Origin of the sequence: Enterobacter hormaechei ATCC 49162, from assembly GCF_001875655.1 — a bacterium.
Taxonomy (GTDB): Bacteria; Pseudomonadota; Gammaproteobacteria; order Enterobacterales; family Enterobacteriaceae; genus Enterobacter; species Enterobacter hormaechei.
In genome coordinates this window covers 3,066,980-3,085,744 of sequence record NZ_MKEQ01000001.1, presented here as the reverse complement: position 1 = coordinate 3,085,744, position 18,765 = coordinate 3,066,980, and the positions used below count along the sequence as shown (strand labels likewise).

Here is an 18,765-nt window from a genome sequence, read left to right as displayed (position 1 = left end):
CGAAAAAAGCACAACGATAATTGGGTTACCCTGGCAATGATGTTATGATTCTGTTGCTTTTATGTATAAGAACAGGTAAGCCTTGCCATGCCACATTCCTACGATTACGACGCAATAGTTATTGGTTCCGGCCCCGGCGGCGAAGGTGCTGCTATGGGTCTGGTAAAACAGGGAGCCAGAGTAGCGGTTATTGAGCGCTACCATAATGTCGGCGGCGGTTGCACCCACTGGGGCACTATCCCTTCGAAAGCCCTCCGCCACGCCGTTAGCCGCATTATCGAATTTAACCAAAACCCTCTTTACAGCGACCACTCCCGACTTCTTCGTTCTTCCTTTGCCGATATCCTGAATCACGCAGACACGGTCATTAACCAGCAGACGCGCATGCGTCAGGGTTTCTATGAGCGTAACCACTGTGAAATTCTGCAAGGGAACGCGCATTTTGTGGATGAACACACCCTGGCGCTGGAGTGCCACGACGGTTCGGTCGAGACGCTCACCGCTGAAAAGTTTGTGATTGCCTGCGGTTCCCGTCCGTACCATCCGGCAGACGTGGACTTCTCGCACCCGCGCATTTACGACAGCGACTCTATCCTCAGCCTGCACCACGAGCCACGCCATGTAATCATCTATGGCGCGGGCGTAATTGGCTGTGAATATGCGTCGATCTTCCGGGGAATGGAGGTCAAAGTTGATCTGATCAACACCCGCGACCGGCTGCTGGCGTTCCTCGATCAGGAGATGTCAGATTCCCTCTCCTACCACTTCTGGAACAGCGGGGTAGTGATTCGCCACAACGAAGAGTACGAGAAAATCGAAGGCTGCGACGACGGTGTGATCATGCACCTGAAATCCGGTAAGAAGCTGAAAGCGGACTGCCTGCTGTACGCCAACGGCCGTACCGGCAACACGGACTCATTGCATCTGGAGAATATCGGGCTTGAAACCGACAGCCGCGGTCAGCTCAAGGTCAACAGCATGTACCAGACTGCGCTGCCGCATGTTTACGCGGTGGGCGACGTGATTGGTTATCCAAGCCTGGCCTCCGCCGCTTACGATCAGGGCCGCATCGCCGCACAGGCGCTGGTGAAAGGTGAGGCGACGGCGCATCTTATTGAAGATATCCCGACGGGGATCTACACCATTCCGGAAATCAGTTCTGTCGGCAAAACCGAGCAGCAGCTGACGGCCATGAAGGTGCCTTACGAGGTGGGTCGTGCCCAGTTTAAACATCTGGCACGGGCGCAAATCGTGGGAATGAGCGTGGGTACGCTGAAGATCCTGTTCCACCGCGAGACGAAAGAGATCCTCGGTATTCACTGCTTCGGTGAACGCGCGGCGGAAATCATTCACATCGGCCAGGCGATCATGGAGCAAAAAGGTGGTGGCAACACCATTGAGTACTTCGTTAACACCACCTTTAACTACCCGACCATGGCGGAAGCCTATCGGGTAGCCGCGCTGAATGGCTTAAACCGCCTGTTTTAACGCGTTGTCGAAATGGCCATCCATCGCACCGCGGATGGCCTCTGCCAGCTGCTCATAGCGGCTGCGCAGCGGTGACCCGGGACGATAAACCAGACCAATGGTGCGACGCGGTTCTGGCTTAATGCACGGCAGATAGACCACGCCATCACGTTTACGCTCGTGCGGCACCGCCAGCGCAGGCAGCAGCGTAATACCGCTTCCCGCCGCGACCATATTACGCAGCGTTTCCAGGCTAGTTGCGCGGAAATGGGTATCTTCATCGGCACCCGCTTCGAAGCAGAAGCCCATCGCCTGATCGCGCAGGCAGTGACCATCTTCCAGCATCAGCAGCTTTTCACCGGCCAGATCGGCCATCGGCACGCGATCGCGGTTCGCCCACGGGTGATCTTCATAGATCGCCAGCATCATCGGCTCATCGAACAGCGGTACTTCAATAAACGCTTCACTCTCTTTGACCAGCGCCAGAATCGCACAGTCGAGCTTGCCGCTGTCTAACTGGGCCAGCAGCTGATGGGTTTGCGCTTCATGCAGGTACATTTCAAGTTTCGGGAACGTCTGGTGCAGCATCGGAATGATTTGCGGCAACAGGTACGGGCCAACGGTTGGGATCAGGCCAATATGCAGCGGGCCGGACATCGCCTCCCCCTGCTGGCTTGCCATTTCCTTGAGCACTTTGACCTCGCGCAGTACGGTGCGCGCCTGATCCACCAGCAGCAGACCTGCCTGCGTGAACAGTACCTTACGGCTGGTGCGCTCCAGCAGCATCACGCCCAGCTCATCTTCCAGCTTGCGGATCTGACCGCTCAGCGTCGGCTGGCTGACGTGGCAGGAGTCTGCCGCGCGGCGAAAATGGCGGTGCTCGGCTAACGCTACCAGGTATTCAAGATCACGAATATTCATTATTCATCCTCCGTCGCCACGATAGTTCATGGCGATAGATAGCATAGCAACGAACGATTATCCCTATCAAGCTTTCTGTTGAATAATACACCACATAGACGAGGCGGCCCGTGTTTGACCCAAAAAGACCCCGCACCGTCATCGAGTTTCTCTCAAAACTCGAAAAACTAAAGCCAACGTGAACTTTTGCGGACCCCGTGGTCCGCTTTTTTTTGCAAAAAATAAAGCCCAGCACTAAGCCAGGCTCCGTATTTCTCCCTCTCCCTGTGGGAGAGGGCCGGGGTGAGGGCACCAGCCCGCACTATTCAAACCAACCGGTTTTTCGCCTCCGCAATCGCCTGCGCTACCTGCTTCGGCGATACGCCGCCTTTCGCTGCACGCTTATCCAGGCACGACTGCAATGCCAGAATCGGGTAGACATCCTCCGCGATAACTGCGCTGAATTTTTGCAGGTCGGCAAGCGCCAGCTCTTCAAGGGCTTTACCCTGACGAATCGCTTCCACCACCGCTTCACCCACAATATGGTGCGCCTCGCGGAACGGTACGCCTTTCGCCACCAGGTAGTCCGCCAGCTCGGTAGAGTTAGCATACCCCTGCTGCGCCGCTTCCTGGCAGCGCGGACGTTTCACCTGAATGCCGTCCAGCACCAGCGCCCCCATATGCAGACAGTCCAGCCAGGTGTCGAGCGCGTCGAACAGCCCTTCTTTGTCTTCCTGCATATCTTTGTTATACGCCAGCGGCAGCCCTTTCAGGGTCATCATCATACCGGTCAGCGCGCCCTGCACGCGGCCACATTTACCGCGGATCAGTTCCAGCGCATCCGGGTTTTTCTTCTGCGGCATCAGGGATGAGCCGGACGTCACACGGTCGGATAGCTCCACAAACCCGGCTTCGCCAGAGTTAAAGAAGATCAGATCTTCGGCAAAGCGCGACAGGTGCACCATCCCGATAGAGGCATTCGAGAGCAGCTCCAGCACGTGGTCGCGGTCAGAGACGCTGTCCAGACTGTTGCGGGTGGCGGAGGCAAAGCCCAGCCAGCCTGCCAGCTGCTCGCGATCGATCTCATATGCCGTTCCGGCCAGCGCGCCGCTGCCCAGCGGACTGACGTCCAGACGCTTTAAGGTATCCTGTAAACGGCTTTCATCACGCGCCAGCATCTCAACATAGGCCAGACACCAGTGCGCGAACGTCACCGGCTGCGCGCGTTGCAGGTGGGTATAACCCGGCATCACCGCGTCCTGATTGTTCTGCGCGGTGTCCACCAGCGCGCTCTGCAACTGACGATTCGCCGCCAGCAGCTCACCGACGGTCTCTTTACACCACAGCTTCAGGTCGGTCGCAACCTGGTCATTACGGCTACGCCCGGTATGCAGCTTTTTACCCAGCTGGCCGACTTTGTCGATGAGTTTGCCTTCCACCCAGCTGTGAATATCTTCGGCATCGCTCTGGAGGATTTGCTCCGGATCCAGACGCACCTCTTCCAGCAGATTGTTCAGCGCCTCTTCCAGCTGCTGCTGTTCATCTGCGGTCAGCACGCCAACGGTCACCAGCGCTTTGGACCAGGCCACAGAGCCGACAATATCCTGTTCGGCCAGGCGGTAGTCAAAGCGCAAAGAGTCGTTGAACTGTTTGAACCGCTGATCCGCTGCCTGTGTAAAACGCCCACCCCAAAGTGCCATAACATGCTTCCTTAATATCTTTGAATTTCATTGCCCGGTGGCGCTGCGCTTACCGGGCCTACAAAACATTAAATCGATTACGCTAAAATACGCGTGCCAATCGGCGTGCCGTTAAACAACGCCGGAAGCTGCTCCGCGTGGCGCCAGGAGGCGATATCCACCGGGCGACCCAGCGTGCGGGCCGCATCCAGCGCGGCGTTCACTTTAACGATCATGCCGTCGGTAATAATGCCCTGATCGATCAGCTGCTCGGCTTTCGCGGCGGTCATTTCCGCAATGCGCTGGCCTTTGCCGTCCAGAATGCCGCTCACGTCGGAGAGCAGGATCAGGTCTGCGCCCAGCGTAGCCGCCAGCGCGGTTGCCGCCTGGTCCGCGTTGACGTTCATCAGCTCGCCCTCTTCGGTCACGCCGATAGAACTAACTACCGGCAGGAAACCGCCTTCCAGCAGGGTGTTAATCAGCTTAGGCGAACCTGGCTGCGCCAGTCCAACATGACCAAGCTCTTCGTCGAGCTGGGTCACTTTTACGCTGTCGCCGTCGCCCAGGTAGAGGCCAACGGACGCAATGTGGTGTTTCTTTGCCCACGCCAGCAGCGTTTTATTCGCCGTACCCGCCAGCGCACCGGTGATGATGTCAATCTGGTCAGCAGGGGTGACGCGCAGGCCGTTCTTCTTTTTCACCGGCAGGTTGAGCCCTTTCATCAGCTCATCCACCACGCAGCCGCCGCCGTGCACAATCACCAGCGGACGTTGATGTGATTCGCGATAGTTCACCAGCGCGGTAAACAGACGCTCCAGCGCTTCTTCGCTGTCCAGCAGTACACCACCGAGTTTGATAATTAATGGGTTCATCATCACACCTTAAATAAGAGCCTGCGTTTCAGGGAAGCCGAAACGAATATTTGCACACTGCATTGCCTGTGCGGCAGCGCCTTTGAGTAAGTTGTCTTCTGCGGCGACCACAATCAGATGCTCGTCCTGCACGGCGAAGCCGATGTCGCAGAACGGCAGGCCAACCACGTTTTTCAACGCCGGCACGCCTTTGTCATACAGGCGCACCAGCGGTTTATCCGCATACGCCTGCGTGAAGACCTCGCTCACCTGCTCTTTGGTCACGCCCGGCTTCAGGCGGCAGGTAATGGTTTCGAGGATCCCACGCGGGAAGCTGCCGAGGTGCGGGGTGAAGATCACCTCCGCCCCCAGATGGGTGGTGATTTCAGGGTGATGACGGTGATTAAACACGCCATACGGCTGAAGGCTCACTTCGCAGAAGCTGTTGGAGATCGCCGCTTTGCGCCCGGCGCCGCTCACGCCGCTGGTGGCGTTGATCACTGGCCACTGGCTCAGATCCAGCAGACCCGCGTCGATCAGCGGCTTCAGGGAAAGCTGCGCCGCCGTCGGGTAGCAGCCCGGCACGGCAATCAGGTTCGCTTCTTTCAGTTTATCTGCGCTCCACTCCGCCAGGCCATACACCGCTTTTTCGAGCAGTTCCGGGTGCTGATGGGTGAAACCGTAATATTTTTCGTAGAACGCGCTGTCGTTAACGCGAAACGCGCCGGAGAGGTCAAAGACCACGCAGCCAGCCGCTAAAAACTGCGGTGCCAGGTCGTGGCTGACTTCATGCGCCGTGGCTAAAAACACCACGTCAACGCCGTCGGTGAACTCGCTGATGTCAGACATGGGCTGCAAAGGCAAATCAACCACGCCCTTAAGCTGCGGATGCAAATCGGAAATTAACTTTCCGGCATCATTGCTTTGCGCAGACACGGTCAAAGCGGTTATGGTCATATGAGGGTGGCGATTCACGTAGCTTACAAGCTCTGCGCCCGCATAACCGCTAGCGCCTACAATCAGCGTATTCAACATCGGGTTCCTTTATGCTCAACGTTAATGTATTTTTATTCACATTTATTGCATGAATATTGATACTATCACGACCTAAGGTGTGTCAACAATGAAAATGAACTTACCGCCATTTATCGAGATTTACCGCGCCCTGATTGCCACACCCTCCATCAGCGCGACGGAAGAAGCACTGGATCAGAGCAATGAGTCTTTAATCAATCTGCTGGCGGGTTGGTTTAGCGATCTTGGGTTTAACGTTGAGGTTCAGCCCGTCCCCGGAACACGCCACAAATTTAACCTGCTCGCCAGTACCGGACATGGCGCTGGCGGCCTGCTGCTGGCTGGCCACACCGACACCGTACCGTTTGACGATGGCCGCTGGACGCGCGATCCGTTCACCCTGACCGAGCATGACAACAAGCTTTATGGTCTGGGCACCGCCGACATGAAGGGCTTCTTCGCCTTTATCCTCGACGCGCTGCGTGACGTGGACGTGACAACCCTGAAAAAGCCGCTCTACATTCTGGCGACCGCCGATGAAGAGACCAGCATGGCGGGCGCACGTTATTTCTCTGAAAATACGTCGATTCGCCCGGACTGCGCGATCATCGGTGAACCCACCTCTCTGCAACCGATTCGTGCGCACAAAGGCCATATTTCAACCGCGGTGCGCGTACTGGGTCAGTCCGGCCACTCCAGCGATCCGGCGCGCGGCGTGAACGCCATCGAGCTGATGCATGACGCCATTGGCCGCATCATGGCCCTGCGCGACGACCTGAAAGAGCGCTATCACTACGAGGCGTTCACCGTGCCTTACCCAACGCTTAACCTCGGCAGCCTGCACGGCGGTGATGCGTCCAACCGCATCTGCGCCTGCTGCGAGCTGCATATGGATATCCGTCCGCTGCCGGGCATGACCCTGAGCGATCTGGATGGCTTACTGAACGAAGCGCTGGCACCAGTGAGCGAGCGCTGGCCGGGACGTCTGACGGTTTCTGAACTGCATCCACCGATTCCAGGCTATGAATGTCCGCCGGACCACCAGCTGGTCGAAGTGGTGGAAAAGCTTCTCGGTGAGAAAACCGACGTGGTGAACTACTGCACCGAAGCACCGTTTATTCAGACGCTGTGCCCGACGCTGGTTCTGGGTCCAGGCTCCATTAACCAGGCCCATCAGCCGGATGAATATCTGGAAACCCGCTTCATCAAGCCCACCCGCGAGTTGATTACCCAGGTTGTGCATCACTTCTGCTGGCATTAATAAACAGCCCCCTCACCCTGCCCTCTCCCCAAAGGGGAGAGGGTGTTCAAGTTCCCTCTCCCCTTTGGGGAGAGGGCAGGGTGAGGGAGTAAATCCCGCGATCTCCGTCACATTCCCATAAGCATCTCTTATCTGACGCAATGCGAATTAAATTTCGTAAATTGCCCGCATTTATTCGTTTGCTGAACCGTTTTCGCAGCAATTGACGACGGGGGTTTTACGTGGCTTTATAAAGGGAGATGACAAAATAATGTCCAGAAGATTTTCGCATGGGCATAAACAAAAATGATGGGGTGACTGGGTTTTTATGAACGAACAATATTCCGCGTTGCGTAGTAATGTCAGTATGCTCGGCAAAGTGCTTGGAGATACCATCAAAGACGCACTGGGGGAAAATATCCTCGACCGCGTTGAAACCATCCGCAAGCTGTCCAAATCTTCCCGCGCCGGTAACGAGGCCAATCGTCAGGAGCTGCTCACCACCTTGCAGAACCTCTCCAACGATGAGCTGCTGCCCGTTGCCCGCGCCTTCAGCCAGTTCCTGAATCTGGCAAACACCGCTGAGCAATACCACAGCATTTCGCCGAAAGGCGAAGCGGCCAGCAACCCGGAAGTCATTGCCCGCACCCTGCGCAAACTCAAAGACCAGCCCGACCTCAACGAAGCCACCATCAAAAAAGCGGTGGAATCCCTTTCGCTGGAGCTGGTGCTGACCGCACACCCAACTGAAATCACCCGTCGTACGCTGATCCACAAAATGGTGGAAGTGAACAACTGTCTGAAGCAACTGGATAACAAAGACATCGCCGACTATGAACGTAACCAGCTGATGCGTCGTCTGCGCCAGCTGATTGCCCAGTCCTGGCACACGGATGAAATTCGTAAGCACCGCCCAAGCCCGGTCGACGAAGCCAAATGGGGCTTTGCGGTGGTGGAAAACAGCCTGTGGGAAGGTGTACCTAACTATCTGCGCGAGCTGAACGAACAGCTGGAAGAGAACCTCGGCTACCGTCTGCCGGTCGACTTTGTGCCGGTACGCTTCACCTCCTGGATGGGCGGCGACCGCGACGGTAACCCGAACGTGACCGCGGAGATCACCCGCCACGTCCTGCTGCTGAGCCGCTGGAAAGCGACCGATCTGTTCCTGAAAGATATTCAGGTGCTGATCTCCGAACTGTCGATGGTAGAAGCGACGCCGGAACTGCGCGCGCTGGCGGGTGAAGAAGGCGCCAGCGAGCCGTACCGTTTCCTGATGAAAAAACTGCGCGGTCAGCTGATGGCGACTCAGGCCTGGCTGGAAGCGCGTCTGAAAGGCCAGCGCCTGCCGAAGCCGGAAGGTCTGCTGAGCCAGAACGAACAGCTCTGGGAGCCGCTGTACGCCTGCTATAAATCTCTCCAGGCCTGTGGGATGGGCATCATCGCCAACGGCGAACTGCTCGATACCTTGCGCCGCGTGAAGTGTTTCGGCGTGCCGCTGGTGCGTATCGATGTGCGTCAGGAAAGCACCCGTCATACGGAAGCGCTGGGCGAGCTGACTCGCTATCTCGGCATCGGCGACTATGAAAGCTGGTCAGAAGCCGACAAACAGGCGTTCCTGATCCGCGAGCTGAACTCCAAGCGCCCGCTGCTGCCGCGCAACTGGGAGCCAAGCAACGACACCCGCGAAGTGCTCAACACCTGTAAAGCGATCGTGGATGCGCCGAAAGGATCGGTGGCCGCCTATGTGATCTCCATGGCGAAGACTCCGTCCGACGTGCTGGGCGTTCACCTGCTGCTGAAAGAAGCGGGCATTGACTACGCCCTGCCGGTCGCTCCGCTGTTTGAGACCCTCGATGACCTGAACAACGCCAACGACGTCATGACCCAGCTGCTGAACATCGACTGGTATCGCGGCTTTATTCAGGGCAAACAGATGGTGATGATTGGCTATTCCGACTCCGCGAAAGATGCGGGCGTGATGGCGGCTTCCTGGGCACAGTATCAGGCGCAGGACGCGCTAATCAAAACCTGCGAGAAAGCCGGTATTGAACTGACCCTGTTCCACGGACGCGGCGGATCCATTGGCCGTGGCGGTGCGCCTGCACACGCAGCGCTGCTCTCTCAACCACCGGGAAGCCTGAGAGGCGGCCTGCGCGTGACCGAGCAGGGCGAGATGATCCGCTTCAAGTACGGCCTGCCGGAAGTGACCATCAGCAGCCTGTCGCTCTATACCAGTGCGATCCTGGAAGCCAACCTGCTGCCGCCGCCGGAGCCAAAAGAGTCCTGGTGCCGGATTATGGACGAGCTGTCAGACATCTCCTGCGATCTGTACCGCGGCTACGTGCGTGAAAACAAAGATTTCGTCCCTTACTTCCGTTCAGCCACGCCTGAACAGGAGCTGGGTAAACTGCCGCTGGGTTCGCGTCCGGCCAAGCGTCGCCCGACCGGCGGTGTCGAATCCCTGCGCGCCATACCGTGGATCTTCGCCTGGACGCAGAACCGCCTGATGTTGCCCGCCTGGCTGGGTGCCGGTGCCGCGCTGCAAAAAGTGGTGGAAGACGGTAAGCAGAGCGAACTGGAAACCATGTGCCGCGACTGGCCGTTCTTCTCAACCCGTCTGGGGATGCTGGAGATGGTCTTCTCGAAAGCCGACCTGTGGCTGGCGGAATACTACGATCAGCGTCTGGTGAAACCAGAGTTGTGGGCGCTGGGTAAAGAGCTGCGCGAGCTGCTGGAAGGCGACATTAAAGTGGTGCTGGATATTGCCAACGACTCCCACCTGATGGAAGACCTGCCGTGGATCGCCGAGTCTATCCAGTTGCGTAATATTTACACCGACCCGCTGAACGTTTTACAGGCTGAACTGCTGCACCGTTCCCGCCTGGCGGAAGAGGAAGGTAAAGAGCCGGATCCGCGCGTTGAACAGGCGCTGATGGTAACAATTGCAGGCGTTGCGGCGGGTATGCGCAACACCGGTTAATGCTCGGTGCCCGGCAGCGTTACGCTTGCCGGGCACATCTCGATCTCTCCCCTTCCCTGATATCCCTCTCATTTTTTGCCACCTGTCAGGCAATCACGTTTCCCTTAGACGTAGCGCAACAAAAGTCCGGCACGCCGGGAGTAGAGTCACTCTTAGTGCAGTTCGAACAGGACAGGATTTACCTCAAACACTAAGGGAGTAATGTTATGGACCGTATCATTCAATCGCCGGGGAAATACATCCAGGGCGCAGATGTTCTCACCCGTCTCGGCGACTACCTGAAGCCGCTGGCGAATCGCTGGCTGGTGGTGGGCGATAAATTTGTTCTGGGTTTTGCTGAAGAAACCCTGCGGCAGAGTTTTAAAAATGCCGGACTCCATGCCGAAATCGCACCGTTTGGCGGCGAATGTTCGCAAAATGAAATCGATCGTCTGAAAAAGCTGGCAGACAGCGCCGACTGCCTGGCGGTGCTGGGGATCGGCGGCGGTAAAACGCTGGATACCGCCAAAGCGCTGGCCCACTTTATGGACGTGCCGGTGGCCATTGCCCCGACCATTGCCTCCACCGATGCGCCGTGCAGCGCCCTCTCCGTAATTTATACCGACAGCGGCGAGTTTGATCGCTACCTGATGCTGCCGCACAACCCGAACATGGTAATAGTCGACACCAAAGTGGTGGCAGGCGCACCTGCGCGCCTGCTGGCCGCCGGGATAGGCGATGCCCTCGCAACCTGGTTTGAAGCGCGCGCCTGCTCACGCAGCGGTGCTACCACCATGGCAGGCGGCAAGTGCACGCAGGCGGCGTTAGCGCTGGCTGAACTGTGCTACAACACGCTGGTTGAAGAAGGTGAGAAGGCGATGCTCGCGGCGGAACAGCACGTGGTCACGCCTGCTCTGGAACGCATTATCGAAGCCAACACTTATCTGAGCGGTGTGGGCTTTGAAAGCGGCGGGCTGGCGGCGGCTCACGCCATTCACAACGGCATGACGGCGGTACCGGATGCGCACCATTTCTATCATGGTGAAAAGGTCGCGTTCGGCACGCTGACGCAGCTGGTACTGGAGAACGCACCGGTTGAAGAAATTGAGACCGTCGCCGCGCTCTGCCACAGCGTTGGGCTGCCGATCACCCTGGCACAGCTGAACATCAAAGAGGATATCCCGGCCAAAATGCGGCTGATCGCGGAAGCGTCCTGTGCCGAAGGGGAAACCATTCACAACATGCCTGGCGGCGTAACGCCGGATCAGGTGTATGCGGCGCTGCTGGTGGCGGACCAGTACGGACAGCGGTTCTTGCAGGAGTGGGAGTAACGAAAAAGCCGGGTGGCGGCTACGCCTACCCGGCACAATGGCACTTTCATTTGTAGGCCGGGTAAGGCGTAGCCGCCACCCGGCACAATGGTTACTTCACGTCAAACCGATCCAAATCCATCACTCGCGCCCAGGCGGCAACGAAGTCGCGGACGAACTTCTCGTGTGCATCGCTGCTGGCGTAAACTTCGGCCAGCGCACGCAGGACGGCGTTGGAGCCGAAGACCAGGTCGGCGCGGGTGGCGGTGTATTTAACTTCGCCGCTGGCGCGATCGCTACCGGTAAACAGCTCGTTTGAGTCGTCAGCCGCTTTCCACTGGGTGTTCATATCCAGCAGATTCACGAAGAAGTCGTTGCTCAGCACGCCCTCGCGGTTGGTGAACACGCCATTTTTGCTGCCATCGAAGTTTGCGCCCAGTACGCGCAGACCGCCGATCAGCACCGTCAGTTCCGGCGCGGTCAGGGTCAGCTGTTGGGCTTTATCAATCAACAGTGACTCGGTGGTGGACACATCCACCTGCGCACGGTAGTTGCGGAAGCCGTCGGCAATCGGTTCGAGCAGGTTAAACATCTCGATATCCGTCTGGTCCTGACGCGCATCCACGCGGCCTGGGGTAAACGGAACGTTGACGTAAACGCCCGCCGCTTTCGCCGCCTGTTCGACGCCCACAACGCCTGCCAGCACGATGATATCGGCCAGTGAAGCTTTATTCGTGGTGCGCTGGATTGCTTCCAGAGCCGGTAACGCCCGCACTGCCGCGGCGTTCACATCCCAGTCGCGCTGAGGCGCCAGCGCCAGACGTGCGCCGTTAGCGCCGCCACGCTTGTCGCCGCCGCGGAAGGTCGATGCCGACGCCCAGGCCACGGAAACCAGCTCGCTCACGGAGAGACCAGAGGCCACGATTTCCGCTTTCAGGCTTTCAATATCTTCCTGCGTCGGATGGAACACCGGCTGAGGCAGCGGATCCTGCCAAATCAGATCTTCTTTCGGCACTTCCGGACCAATATAACGGGATTTCGGCCCCATATCGCGGTGGGTCAGCTTAAACCACGCGCGCGCAAAGGCTTCGTTGAAGGCCTGCGGATCGTTCAGGAAGCGACGGGAAATTTTCTCGAATTCCGGGTCAAAACGCAGCGTCAGGTCGGTGACCAGCATGGTTGGCTTGCGTTTTTTCGACGGGTCGAACGGGTCAGGCATAATTTCCGGCGCATCCACGGCTTCAAACTGAATTGCGCCTGCCGGGCTGCGGGTCTGCACCCATTCGTATTTGAACAGGTTCTCGAAGAAGTAGTTGCTCCACTGGGTCGGGGTTTGTGACCAGATGACTTCCAGCCCGGAGGTGATGGCGTCAGCGCCAATACCGGTGCCGTGCGTGCTGGCCCAGCCTAAGCCCTGCGCTTCAATCGGCGACGCTTCCGGGTCAGTGCCAACGTGCGTGGCTTCGCCTGCGCCGTGCGTTTTACCGAGCGTATGGCCGCCTGCAATCAGCGCGACGGTCTCTTCGTCGTTCATGCCCATATTGCCAAAGGTAGCGCGGATCGCCGCCGCCGCAGACAGCGGTTCACCGCTGGCGTTTGGCCCTTCCGGGTTAACGTAAATCAGGCCCATTTCGGTGGCCGCCAGCGGGCGCTTCGCCAGCGCTTCCGGGTCACGGTGGGTCAGCCAGGCTTTTTCATCGCCCCAGTTCACGTCCAGATCCGGTTCCCAGACGTCTTCACGCCCAGCACCAAAACCAAAGGTGCGGAAGCCGGAGTTTTCCAGCGCCACGTTACCCGCGAGGATAAACAGGTCGGCCCAGGAAATTTTTTGTCCGTATTTTTGCTTAATTGGCCACAGCAGACGGCGAGCCTTATCCAGGCTGACGTTATCCGGCCAGGAGTTCAGCGGCGCAAAGCGTTGCTGACCGCGTCCGGCGCCGCCGCGTCCGTCAACGGAGCGGTAAGTACCGGCGCCGTGCCAGGCCATACGGATAAACAGGCCCGCATAGCTGCCCCAGTCGGCAGGCCACCATGGTTGAGAATCGGTTAAAAGGGCTTTGAGATCGCCTTTAAGGGCGGAATAGTCGAGCTTGCTGAATTCTTTGCGGTAGTCGAAGTCTTCACCCAGAGGGTTCGAACGGTTGGAATGTTGGTTCAGAAGATCGATGCGAAGTTGTTTAGGCCACCACTCTTTGCTGCCGGTACCTGCACCCGCGCTATGATCGACGCCGCCCTGGTGGAACGGACATTTGCCGGCGGATGCCGCGTTATTGGTCTCGTCTGACGTGCTCATCGCTATGCTCCCTTTACAGTGTTACCGTTACGATATACACCACTAGCGATAAGAGATAGTTGAATTAATCCACAGATTCGATAGCCAATACCTTTTAATTTTCTGTTCGATTAAAAAACCCTCACTTTATGAGGGTCTTTGCTTTACAGCGCCGGGCGAACACCGAGCGTATGGCAAATCGCGTAACTCATTTCCGCGCGGTTTAGCGTGTAGAAGTGGAAATCTTTCACCCCTTCGCGGCTTAAAATCTTCACCATATCCATCGCGATATTGGCACCCACCAGCTTGCGGGTTTCCGCATCGTCGTCCAGCCCCTCGTACATTTTGGACATCCACAGCGGAATGCGCACGTTGGTCATATCTGCAAATTTCTTCGCCTGTTTGAAGTTCGAGACCGGCAGAATGCCAGGGATGATTTCGACATCAATACCCGCCGAGACGCAGCGGTCGCGAAAGCGCAGGTAGCTTTCCACGTCAAAGAAGAACTGAGTAATTGCGCGGTTGGCTCCGGCTTCCACTTTACGCTTCAGGTTGAGCAGATCCGCCTGGGCGCTTTTTGCTTCCGGGTGAACTTCAGGGTAGGCGGCCACGGAGATATCAAAGTCAGCAACGTCTTTCAGCAGCCCGACCAGATCGGCGGCAAACATCTCTGGCTTACCGCTGCCTGGCGGGAGGTCGCCGCGCAGGGCCACAATGTGGCGAATGCCGTTATTCCAGTAGTCCTGGGCAATGGCGCGCAGTTCATCGCGGGTGGCGTCGATACAGGTCAGGTGCGGCGCTGCTTCCAGACCGGTTCGGTCTTTAATGCCCTTAATGATGCTGTGTGTGCGGTCACGCTCACCGGAGTTAGCGCCGTAGGTCACGGAGACGAACTTAGGCTTCAGGCTGCTCAGGCGATCGATAGAGCTCCACAGGGTTTGCTCCATTTCACTGGTGCGCGGCGGGAAAAATTCAAAAGAGACATTAATCTGGCCGTTTACTTCAGCCAGGCTCTGATTCAGGGCTTCCCGCTGGTTGGCGTGAAAAAAGCTCATACCTTACCTCTATCTTTCGCGTGTCGTTGTTTGTTGTGTTGTGAACTTCTATACGTTTAGACGTCCAGATGTAAAAATGACGGAAAAGCGGCGTGACGTCAACAGAAATAATCACAATAACGGTGAGGTTTGCTCAGGGAAGATGAGAGAAATTCAGGATGAGGGTGAAGAGGCCCCCTCACCCTAACCCTCTCCCCAAAGGGGAGAGGGAACGATTACACCCTCTCCCCTTTGGGGAGAGGGCTGGGGTGAGGGGGAGAGATTACAGCAGCTTAGCCAGACGATTAATATCAGACTGAATGGCGCCAGCGGTCACATCGCGTCCGGCACCAGGGCCACGGATCACCAGCGGGTTATCGCGATACCAGCGGCTCTCGATGGCGAAGACGTTATCGCACGGCAGCAATGCCGCCAGCGGATGCTCAGGCCGCACCGCCTCTACGCCCACGCGCGCTTTACCGTTCGCCTCGAAGCGTGCCACGTAACGCAGCACCAGCCCCATCTCGTTAGCCGCTTCCAGACGTTGCACCATCTGCTCGTTCAGCTCGTCACCGTTCTCGAAGAAGTGATCGACAGACCCTTCCTCACAGCCCGCTGGCACCAGAGACTCAACGCGTACCTGACCCGGCTCAATGTCGTAGCCCGCTTCACGCGCCAGGATCACCAGCTTACGCATCACATCTTTACCGGCAAGATCCACGCGCGGATCCGGCTCGGTTAAGCCCTGCTGCCACGCCTGATCCACCAGGTCGGTGAACGGAACGGTGCCATCAAACTGCAAAAACAGCCAGGAGAGCGTGCCGGAGAAGATGCCGCTCAGCGCCAGAATGCTGTCGCCGCTTTCAATCAGGTCGCGCACGGTATGGTTAACCGGCAGACCTGCGCCAACGGTGGCGTTATACAGCCAGTGACGGCCCGTTTTTTCGAATGCGTCATGGATCTGGCGATATTTGTCAGTGCTGCTCGCTCCCGCCAGTTTGTTGGCGCTGATGACGTGGAAACCGTGGCTGGCGAAATCCAGATACTGATCGGCCAGCTGTTCGCTGGCGGTCACGTCCAGCACCACCAGATCGTCATACGGGTGCGCGCGCATCCACAGGAACAGCGACTCTTCGTCCTGCTCAACCGCTTCATCGTTGAAGAAGGCCAGCGCGCGGCTGGCGTCCAGCCCTTCGTAGTTCAGCAGGCTGCGGCGGCTGTCCACCACGCCTGCGAGAATGAATTCAAACCCGGTACGCGCCGAAAGCGTCACCTGCTCGCGAGCGAACAGTTCCAGCCAGCGGGAACCGATATTCCCTTTCCCGAACAGTACCAGGCCGATGCGTTTTTCCGCGCGGAACAGCGAGGTGTGCAGACCCTGAATCAGGCTTTCGGTTGGCCCCTTGCGCAGCACGGCAACCAGGCTGATGCCCTCTTCCGACTGCCAGGTAAACTCAACCGGCTGGCCTTTCAGCTGCTGCCAGAAGCGGTGGCAGTGCAGCGGATTGCGGGTGACGCCCGCGCCCACCATCGCCACCAGCGCCAGCCCCTGACGCAGGCGAAGCTCGCCCGGCAGGCCCGCTTCATCCAGAATTTTCAGGGCGCTGTCCACCACTTCGGCGGTATAGCAGAACTGCAACAGCTGGCGATCGTTATGCACGCCAACGGCCAGCGGACGCACCTGGGCACGTTTCAGGATAGTGTCGATATCTTTGTGCGCCAGTTTGAAATCCTGGCCCGCAGGCACCTGGAACTCAATCAGGCAAATGTCGTCGTGGCTGGTAACGATGCGCGCGCCCGTGCCGGATGCCAGCACGCGTTCAATGCGGGTAGAACCCTGATCCGGCGTGTAGCTACAGCGTAGTTGCAGGTCGATGTCGCTGCCGGAAACCGGCTGTAGCGTGCGCGCGTGCAGCACCGGGGCCGCCAGACGCGCCAGTTCGCTCGCTTCGTCGAGACGCAGCAGCGGCAGCAGACAGGCATCTTTCACTTTGCGCGGGTCCGCGCTGTAGACACCGGCCACGTCGCTCCAGATGGTGACGCGGGACACGCCCGCCAGCGCACCAATTTGCGTTGCCGAGTAGTCCGAACCGTTACGGCCCAGCAGGACGGTTTCACCCGCGTTGCTGCGGCTGATAAAGCCGGTGACGACAATACGTTTACCGGGATGTTGCACCAGCAGCTGTTGCAGCAGCGGGTAAGACAACCCTTCGTCCACCTGCGGCTGCGCGGCGCGTTCGGCACGCAGAAAATCACGCGCGTCGAGCCAGGCGGCTTCTACGCCAAGATGTTGCAGCACGGCGGCCATCAGACGTGCGGACCACACTTCACCGTGGCCAACCACTTCCGCATACACCGCATCGGTAATGCCGCTGTCCAGCAGGGCTGCCAGGCGCTCAAGGTCATGCGTAAAGGCGCTAATCAGCCCGTCCGCCACGTCCGCAGGCAGCAAACCGGCAATCAGTTCGCTCTGGTAACGACGTAAGGACTGTTGCACCTGATGCGCAGAGAGGCGATCGGTCTGGCTCAGTTTCAGCCAGCTAATCAACTGGTTGGTGGTGCTGCCCGCCGCGGAGACAACCATCATGTCCCCCGGCTGTGAATACTCGGTCATGATCCCTGCGACACGCAGGTAACATTTCACATCAGCAAGACTACTACCACCAAACTTGTGCAGCTGACGACCCTTCGCCCCTGCCTGCGCTATCACACTCATGATTACCCCTTGGCTGCGACCCGGAAGCCATTTTCCAGATCGGCAATTAAATCTTCAGAATCTTCAATACCGGTCGAGATACGCAACAGCGTCTCGGAAATCCCGGCGGCGGCACGTGCTTCAGGTGCCATACCTGCGTGCGTCATGGTCGCGGCGTGGGAGATCAAGCTTTCAACTCCCCCTAAGGATTCCGCCAGCGTAAACAATGACAACCCGCTCAGGAAGCGACGCAGCGTTTGCTCGTCACCGTCCAGTTCAAAACTTAACATCGCGCCAAATCCTTTCTGCTGGCGCGCAGCAATCTCGTGTCCCTGGTTTTCCGGCAGCGACGGGTGATATAGCTTCTTCACCAGCGGCTGGGTTTTCAGGAAGTCCACAATCGCCTGGGCATTGCGCTGAGCCACCTCCATCCGCGGCGACAGCGTGCGGATGCCGCGCAACAGCAGATAGCTGTCGAACGCGCCCGCGGTGACGCCAATGTTATTGGCCCACCATGCCAGTTCCGTGACAACGTCGGGATCTTTTGCAATCACCACGCCCGCGACCACGTCAGAATGGCCGTTCAGATATTTAGTGCATGAATGCAACACCAGATCGGCACCCAGTGCCAGTGGGTTCTGAAGGGCCGGACTGAGGAACGTATTATCCACTACACTTATCGCTCCCGCATCCCTTGCGAGCTGACAAATTTTCGCAATGTCGACTACGCGCAACAATGGATTGCTTGGACTTTCCACCAGAACCAGCTTCGGCTGCTCGGCCAGCGCCTGTTTCAGCGCCTGCTCGTCGTTTTGGTCGACAAACAGCACGCGGTAGCAGCCGCGCTTCGCCAGGCTGTCAAACAGGCGATAGCTGCCCCCGTAACAGTCGTGCGGCGCCACCAGCAGATCGCCAGGTTTCAGGAACACCGTGGTCACCAGGTGGATGGCAGACATGCCCGTGTTGGTTAATACTGCTCCAGCGCCGCCTTCCAGTTCCGCCAGCGCGCGCTGGGTGACGTCACGCGTAGGGTTGCCACGACGCGAGTAGTCATGCGCGCGGGGTTCATTAAATCCGGTGAAATTATAGGTACTGGAAAGATGAATCGGCGGGACAACGCAGCCGTACTGCTCGTCATCATTCAATCCGCTACGCACTGCGATGGTGGCCTGTTTACGCGTCATGGTGAGGCTTCCTGGCGAATGAGGTGAAAAGTCAGCCACCAGAGTAAACATTGAAAGTATGGACGTCAATACATCTGGACATCTAAACTTCTTTGCGTATAGATTGAGCAATGCGCAAATAGCCGTTAAAATTATATGCTTTAGGACACGCTACAGCGGC

General features: G+C 57.9%; 12 protein-coding genes and 1 pseudogene. 5 read left to right on the top strand and 8 right to left on the bottom strand.

Annotated elements, in window-relative coordinates:
- Positions 1-87 precede the first annotated feature (87 nt).
- Entirely contained in the window at positions 88-1,488 is a 1,401-nt protein-coding gene (gene sthA, locus BH712_RS15360; RefSeq protein WP_032673463.1) for a Si-specific NAD(P)(+) transhydrogenase, read from the top strand.
- Here the strand turns inward: sthA and oxyR are convergent.
- From oxyR to argC, 4 genes are all read right to left on the bottom strand, one after another.
- On the bottom strand, positions 1,471-2,388 hold the full coding sequence (gene oxyR, locus BH712_RS15355; protein WP_006808649.1) for a DNA-binding transcriptional regulator OxyR: 918 nt from the start codon (positions 2,386-2,388) through the stop codon (positions 1,471-1,473). The genes sthA and oxyR overlap by 18 nt on opposite strands.
- Positions 2,389-2,693: 305 nt before the next feature.
- Positions 2,694-4,067, bottom strand: coding sequence for an argininosuccinate lyase (gene argH, locus BH712_RS15350; RefSeq protein ID WP_006808650.1), 1,374 nt, complete (start codon positions 4,065-4,067; stop codon positions 2,694-2,696).
- Positions 4,068-4,144: 77 nt separating this feature from the next.
- Entirely contained in the window at positions 4,145-4,921 is a 777-nt protein-coding gene (gene argB / locus BH712_RS15345; RefSeq protein WP_006808651.1) for an acetylglutamate kinase, read from the bottom strand.
- Positions 4,922-4,927: 6 nt separating this feature from the next.
- Entirely contained in the window at positions 4,928-5,932 is a 1,005-nt protein-coding gene (argC, locus tag BH712_RS15340) for an N-acetyl-gamma-glutamyl-phosphate reductase (RefSeq protein WP_006808652.1), read from the bottom strand.
- 88 nt (positions 5,933-6,020) lie between these two features.
- Between argC and argE the strand changes: the two genes are divergently transcribed.
- From argE to gldA, 4 genes and pseudogenes are all read left to right on the top strand, one after another.
- A complete protein-coding gene (gene argE, locus BH712_RS15335) occupies positions 6,021-7,172 on the top strand; it encodes an acetylornithine deacetylase (RefSeq protein ID WP_006808653.1) in 1,152 nt (383 codons plus the stop codon).
- Between the two features lie 307 nt (positions 7,173-7,479).
- On the top strand, positions 7,480-10,131 hold the full coding sequence (gene ppc, locus BH712_RS15330) for a phosphoenolpyruvate carboxylase (protein ID WP_006808654.1): 2,652 nt from the start codon (positions 7,480-7,482) through the stop codon (positions 10,129-10,131).
- Positions 10,132-10,208: 77 nt separating this feature from the next.
- Positions 10,209-10,325: pseudogene (locus tag BH712_RS25170) on the top strand (fructose-bisphosphate aldolase); the annotation flags it as partial.
- A 12-nt stretch (positions 10,326-10,337) separates the two neighbouring features.
- Complete coding sequence (gene gldA, locus BH712_RS15320) at positions 10,338-11,441, top strand: bifunctional L-1,2-propanediol dehydrogenase/glycerol dehydrogenase (protein ID WP_006808656.1); 1,104 nt, start codon at positions 10,338-10,340, stop codon at positions 11,439-11,441.
- A gap of 91 nt (positions 11,442-11,532) precedes the next feature.
- On the opposite strand, the gene katG is transcribed toward gldA, so the two are convergent.
- From katG to metB, 4 genes are all read right to left on the bottom strand, one after another.
- On the bottom strand, positions 11,533-13,713 hold the full coding sequence (katG, locus tag BH712_RS15315; RefSeq protein WP_006808657.1) for a catalase/peroxidase HPI: 2,181 nt from the start codon (positions 13,711-13,713) through the stop codon (positions 11,533-11,535).
- Positions 13,714-13,856: 143 nt separating this feature from the next.
- Positions 13,857-14,747 (bottom strand): methylenetetrahydrofolate reductase, encoded by an 891-nt coding sequence (gene metF / locus BH712_RS15310; protein ID WP_006808658.1) that lies wholly within the window; start codon positions 14,745-14,747, stop codon positions 13,857-13,859.
- A 262-nt stretch (positions 14,748-15,009) separates the two neighbouring features.
- On the bottom strand, positions 15,010-17,442 hold the full coding sequence (locus tag BH712_RS15305; RefSeq protein WP_003862044.1) for a bifunctional aspartate kinase/homoserine dehydrogenase II: 2,433 nt from the start codon (positions 17,440-17,442) through the stop codon (positions 15,010-15,012).
- A 2-nt stretch (positions 17,443-17,444) separates the two neighbouring features.
- Complete coding sequence (metB, locus tag BH712_RS15300; protein WP_006808659.1) at positions 17,445-18,605, bottom strand: cystathionine gamma-synthase; 1,161 nt, start codon at positions 18,603-18,605, stop codon at positions 17,445-17,447.
- Between the last annotated feature and the right edge of the window lie 160 nt (positions 18,606-18,765).

Bases quoted from the DNA above. Each gene is read 5' to 3' on its own strand.
- sthA (WP_032673463.1), top strand. From the start codon at position 88: ATGCCACATTCCTACGATTACGACGCAATAGTTATTGGTTCCGGCCCC.
- oxyR (WP_006808649.1), bottom strand. From the start codon at position 2,388: ATGAATATTCGTGATCTTGAATACCTGGTAGCGTTAGCCGAGCACCGC.
- argH (WP_006808650.1), bottom strand. From the start codon at position 4,067: ATGGCACTTTGGGGTGGGCGTTTTACACAGGCAGCGGATCAGCGGTTC.
- argB (WP_006808651.1), bottom strand. From the start codon at position 4,921: ATGATGAACCCATTAATTATCAAACTCGGTGGTGTACTGCTGGACAGC.
- argC (WP_006808652.1), bottom strand. From the start codon at position 5,932: ATGTTGAATACGCTGATTGTAGGCGCTAGCGGTTATGCGGGCGCAGAG.
- argE (WP_006808653.1), top strand. From the start codon at position 6,021: ATGAAAATGAACTTACCGCCATTTATCGAGATTTACCGCGCCCTGATT.
- ppc (WP_006808654.1), top strand. From the start codon at position 7,480: ATGAACGAACAATATTCCGCGTTGCGTAGTAATGTCAGTATGCTCGGC.
- gldA (WP_006808656.1), top strand. From the start codon at position 10,338: ATGGACCGTATCATTCAATCGCCGGGGAAATACATCCAGGGCGCAGAT.
- katG (WP_006808657.1), bottom strand. From the start codon at position 13,713: ATGAGCACGTCAGACGAGACCAATAACGCGGCATCCGCCGGCAAATGT.
- metF (WP_006808658.1), bottom strand. From the start codon at position 14,747: ATGAGCTTTTTTCACGCCAACCAGCGGGAAGCCCTGAATCAGAGCCTG.
- BH712_RS15305 (WP_003862044.1), bottom strand. From the start codon at position 17,442: ATGAGTGTGATAGCGCAGGCAGGGGCGAAGGGTCGTCAGCTGCACAAG.
- metB (WP_006808659.1), bottom strand. From the start codon at position 18,605: ATGACGCGTAAACAGGCCACCATCGCAGTGCGTAGCGGATTGAATGAT.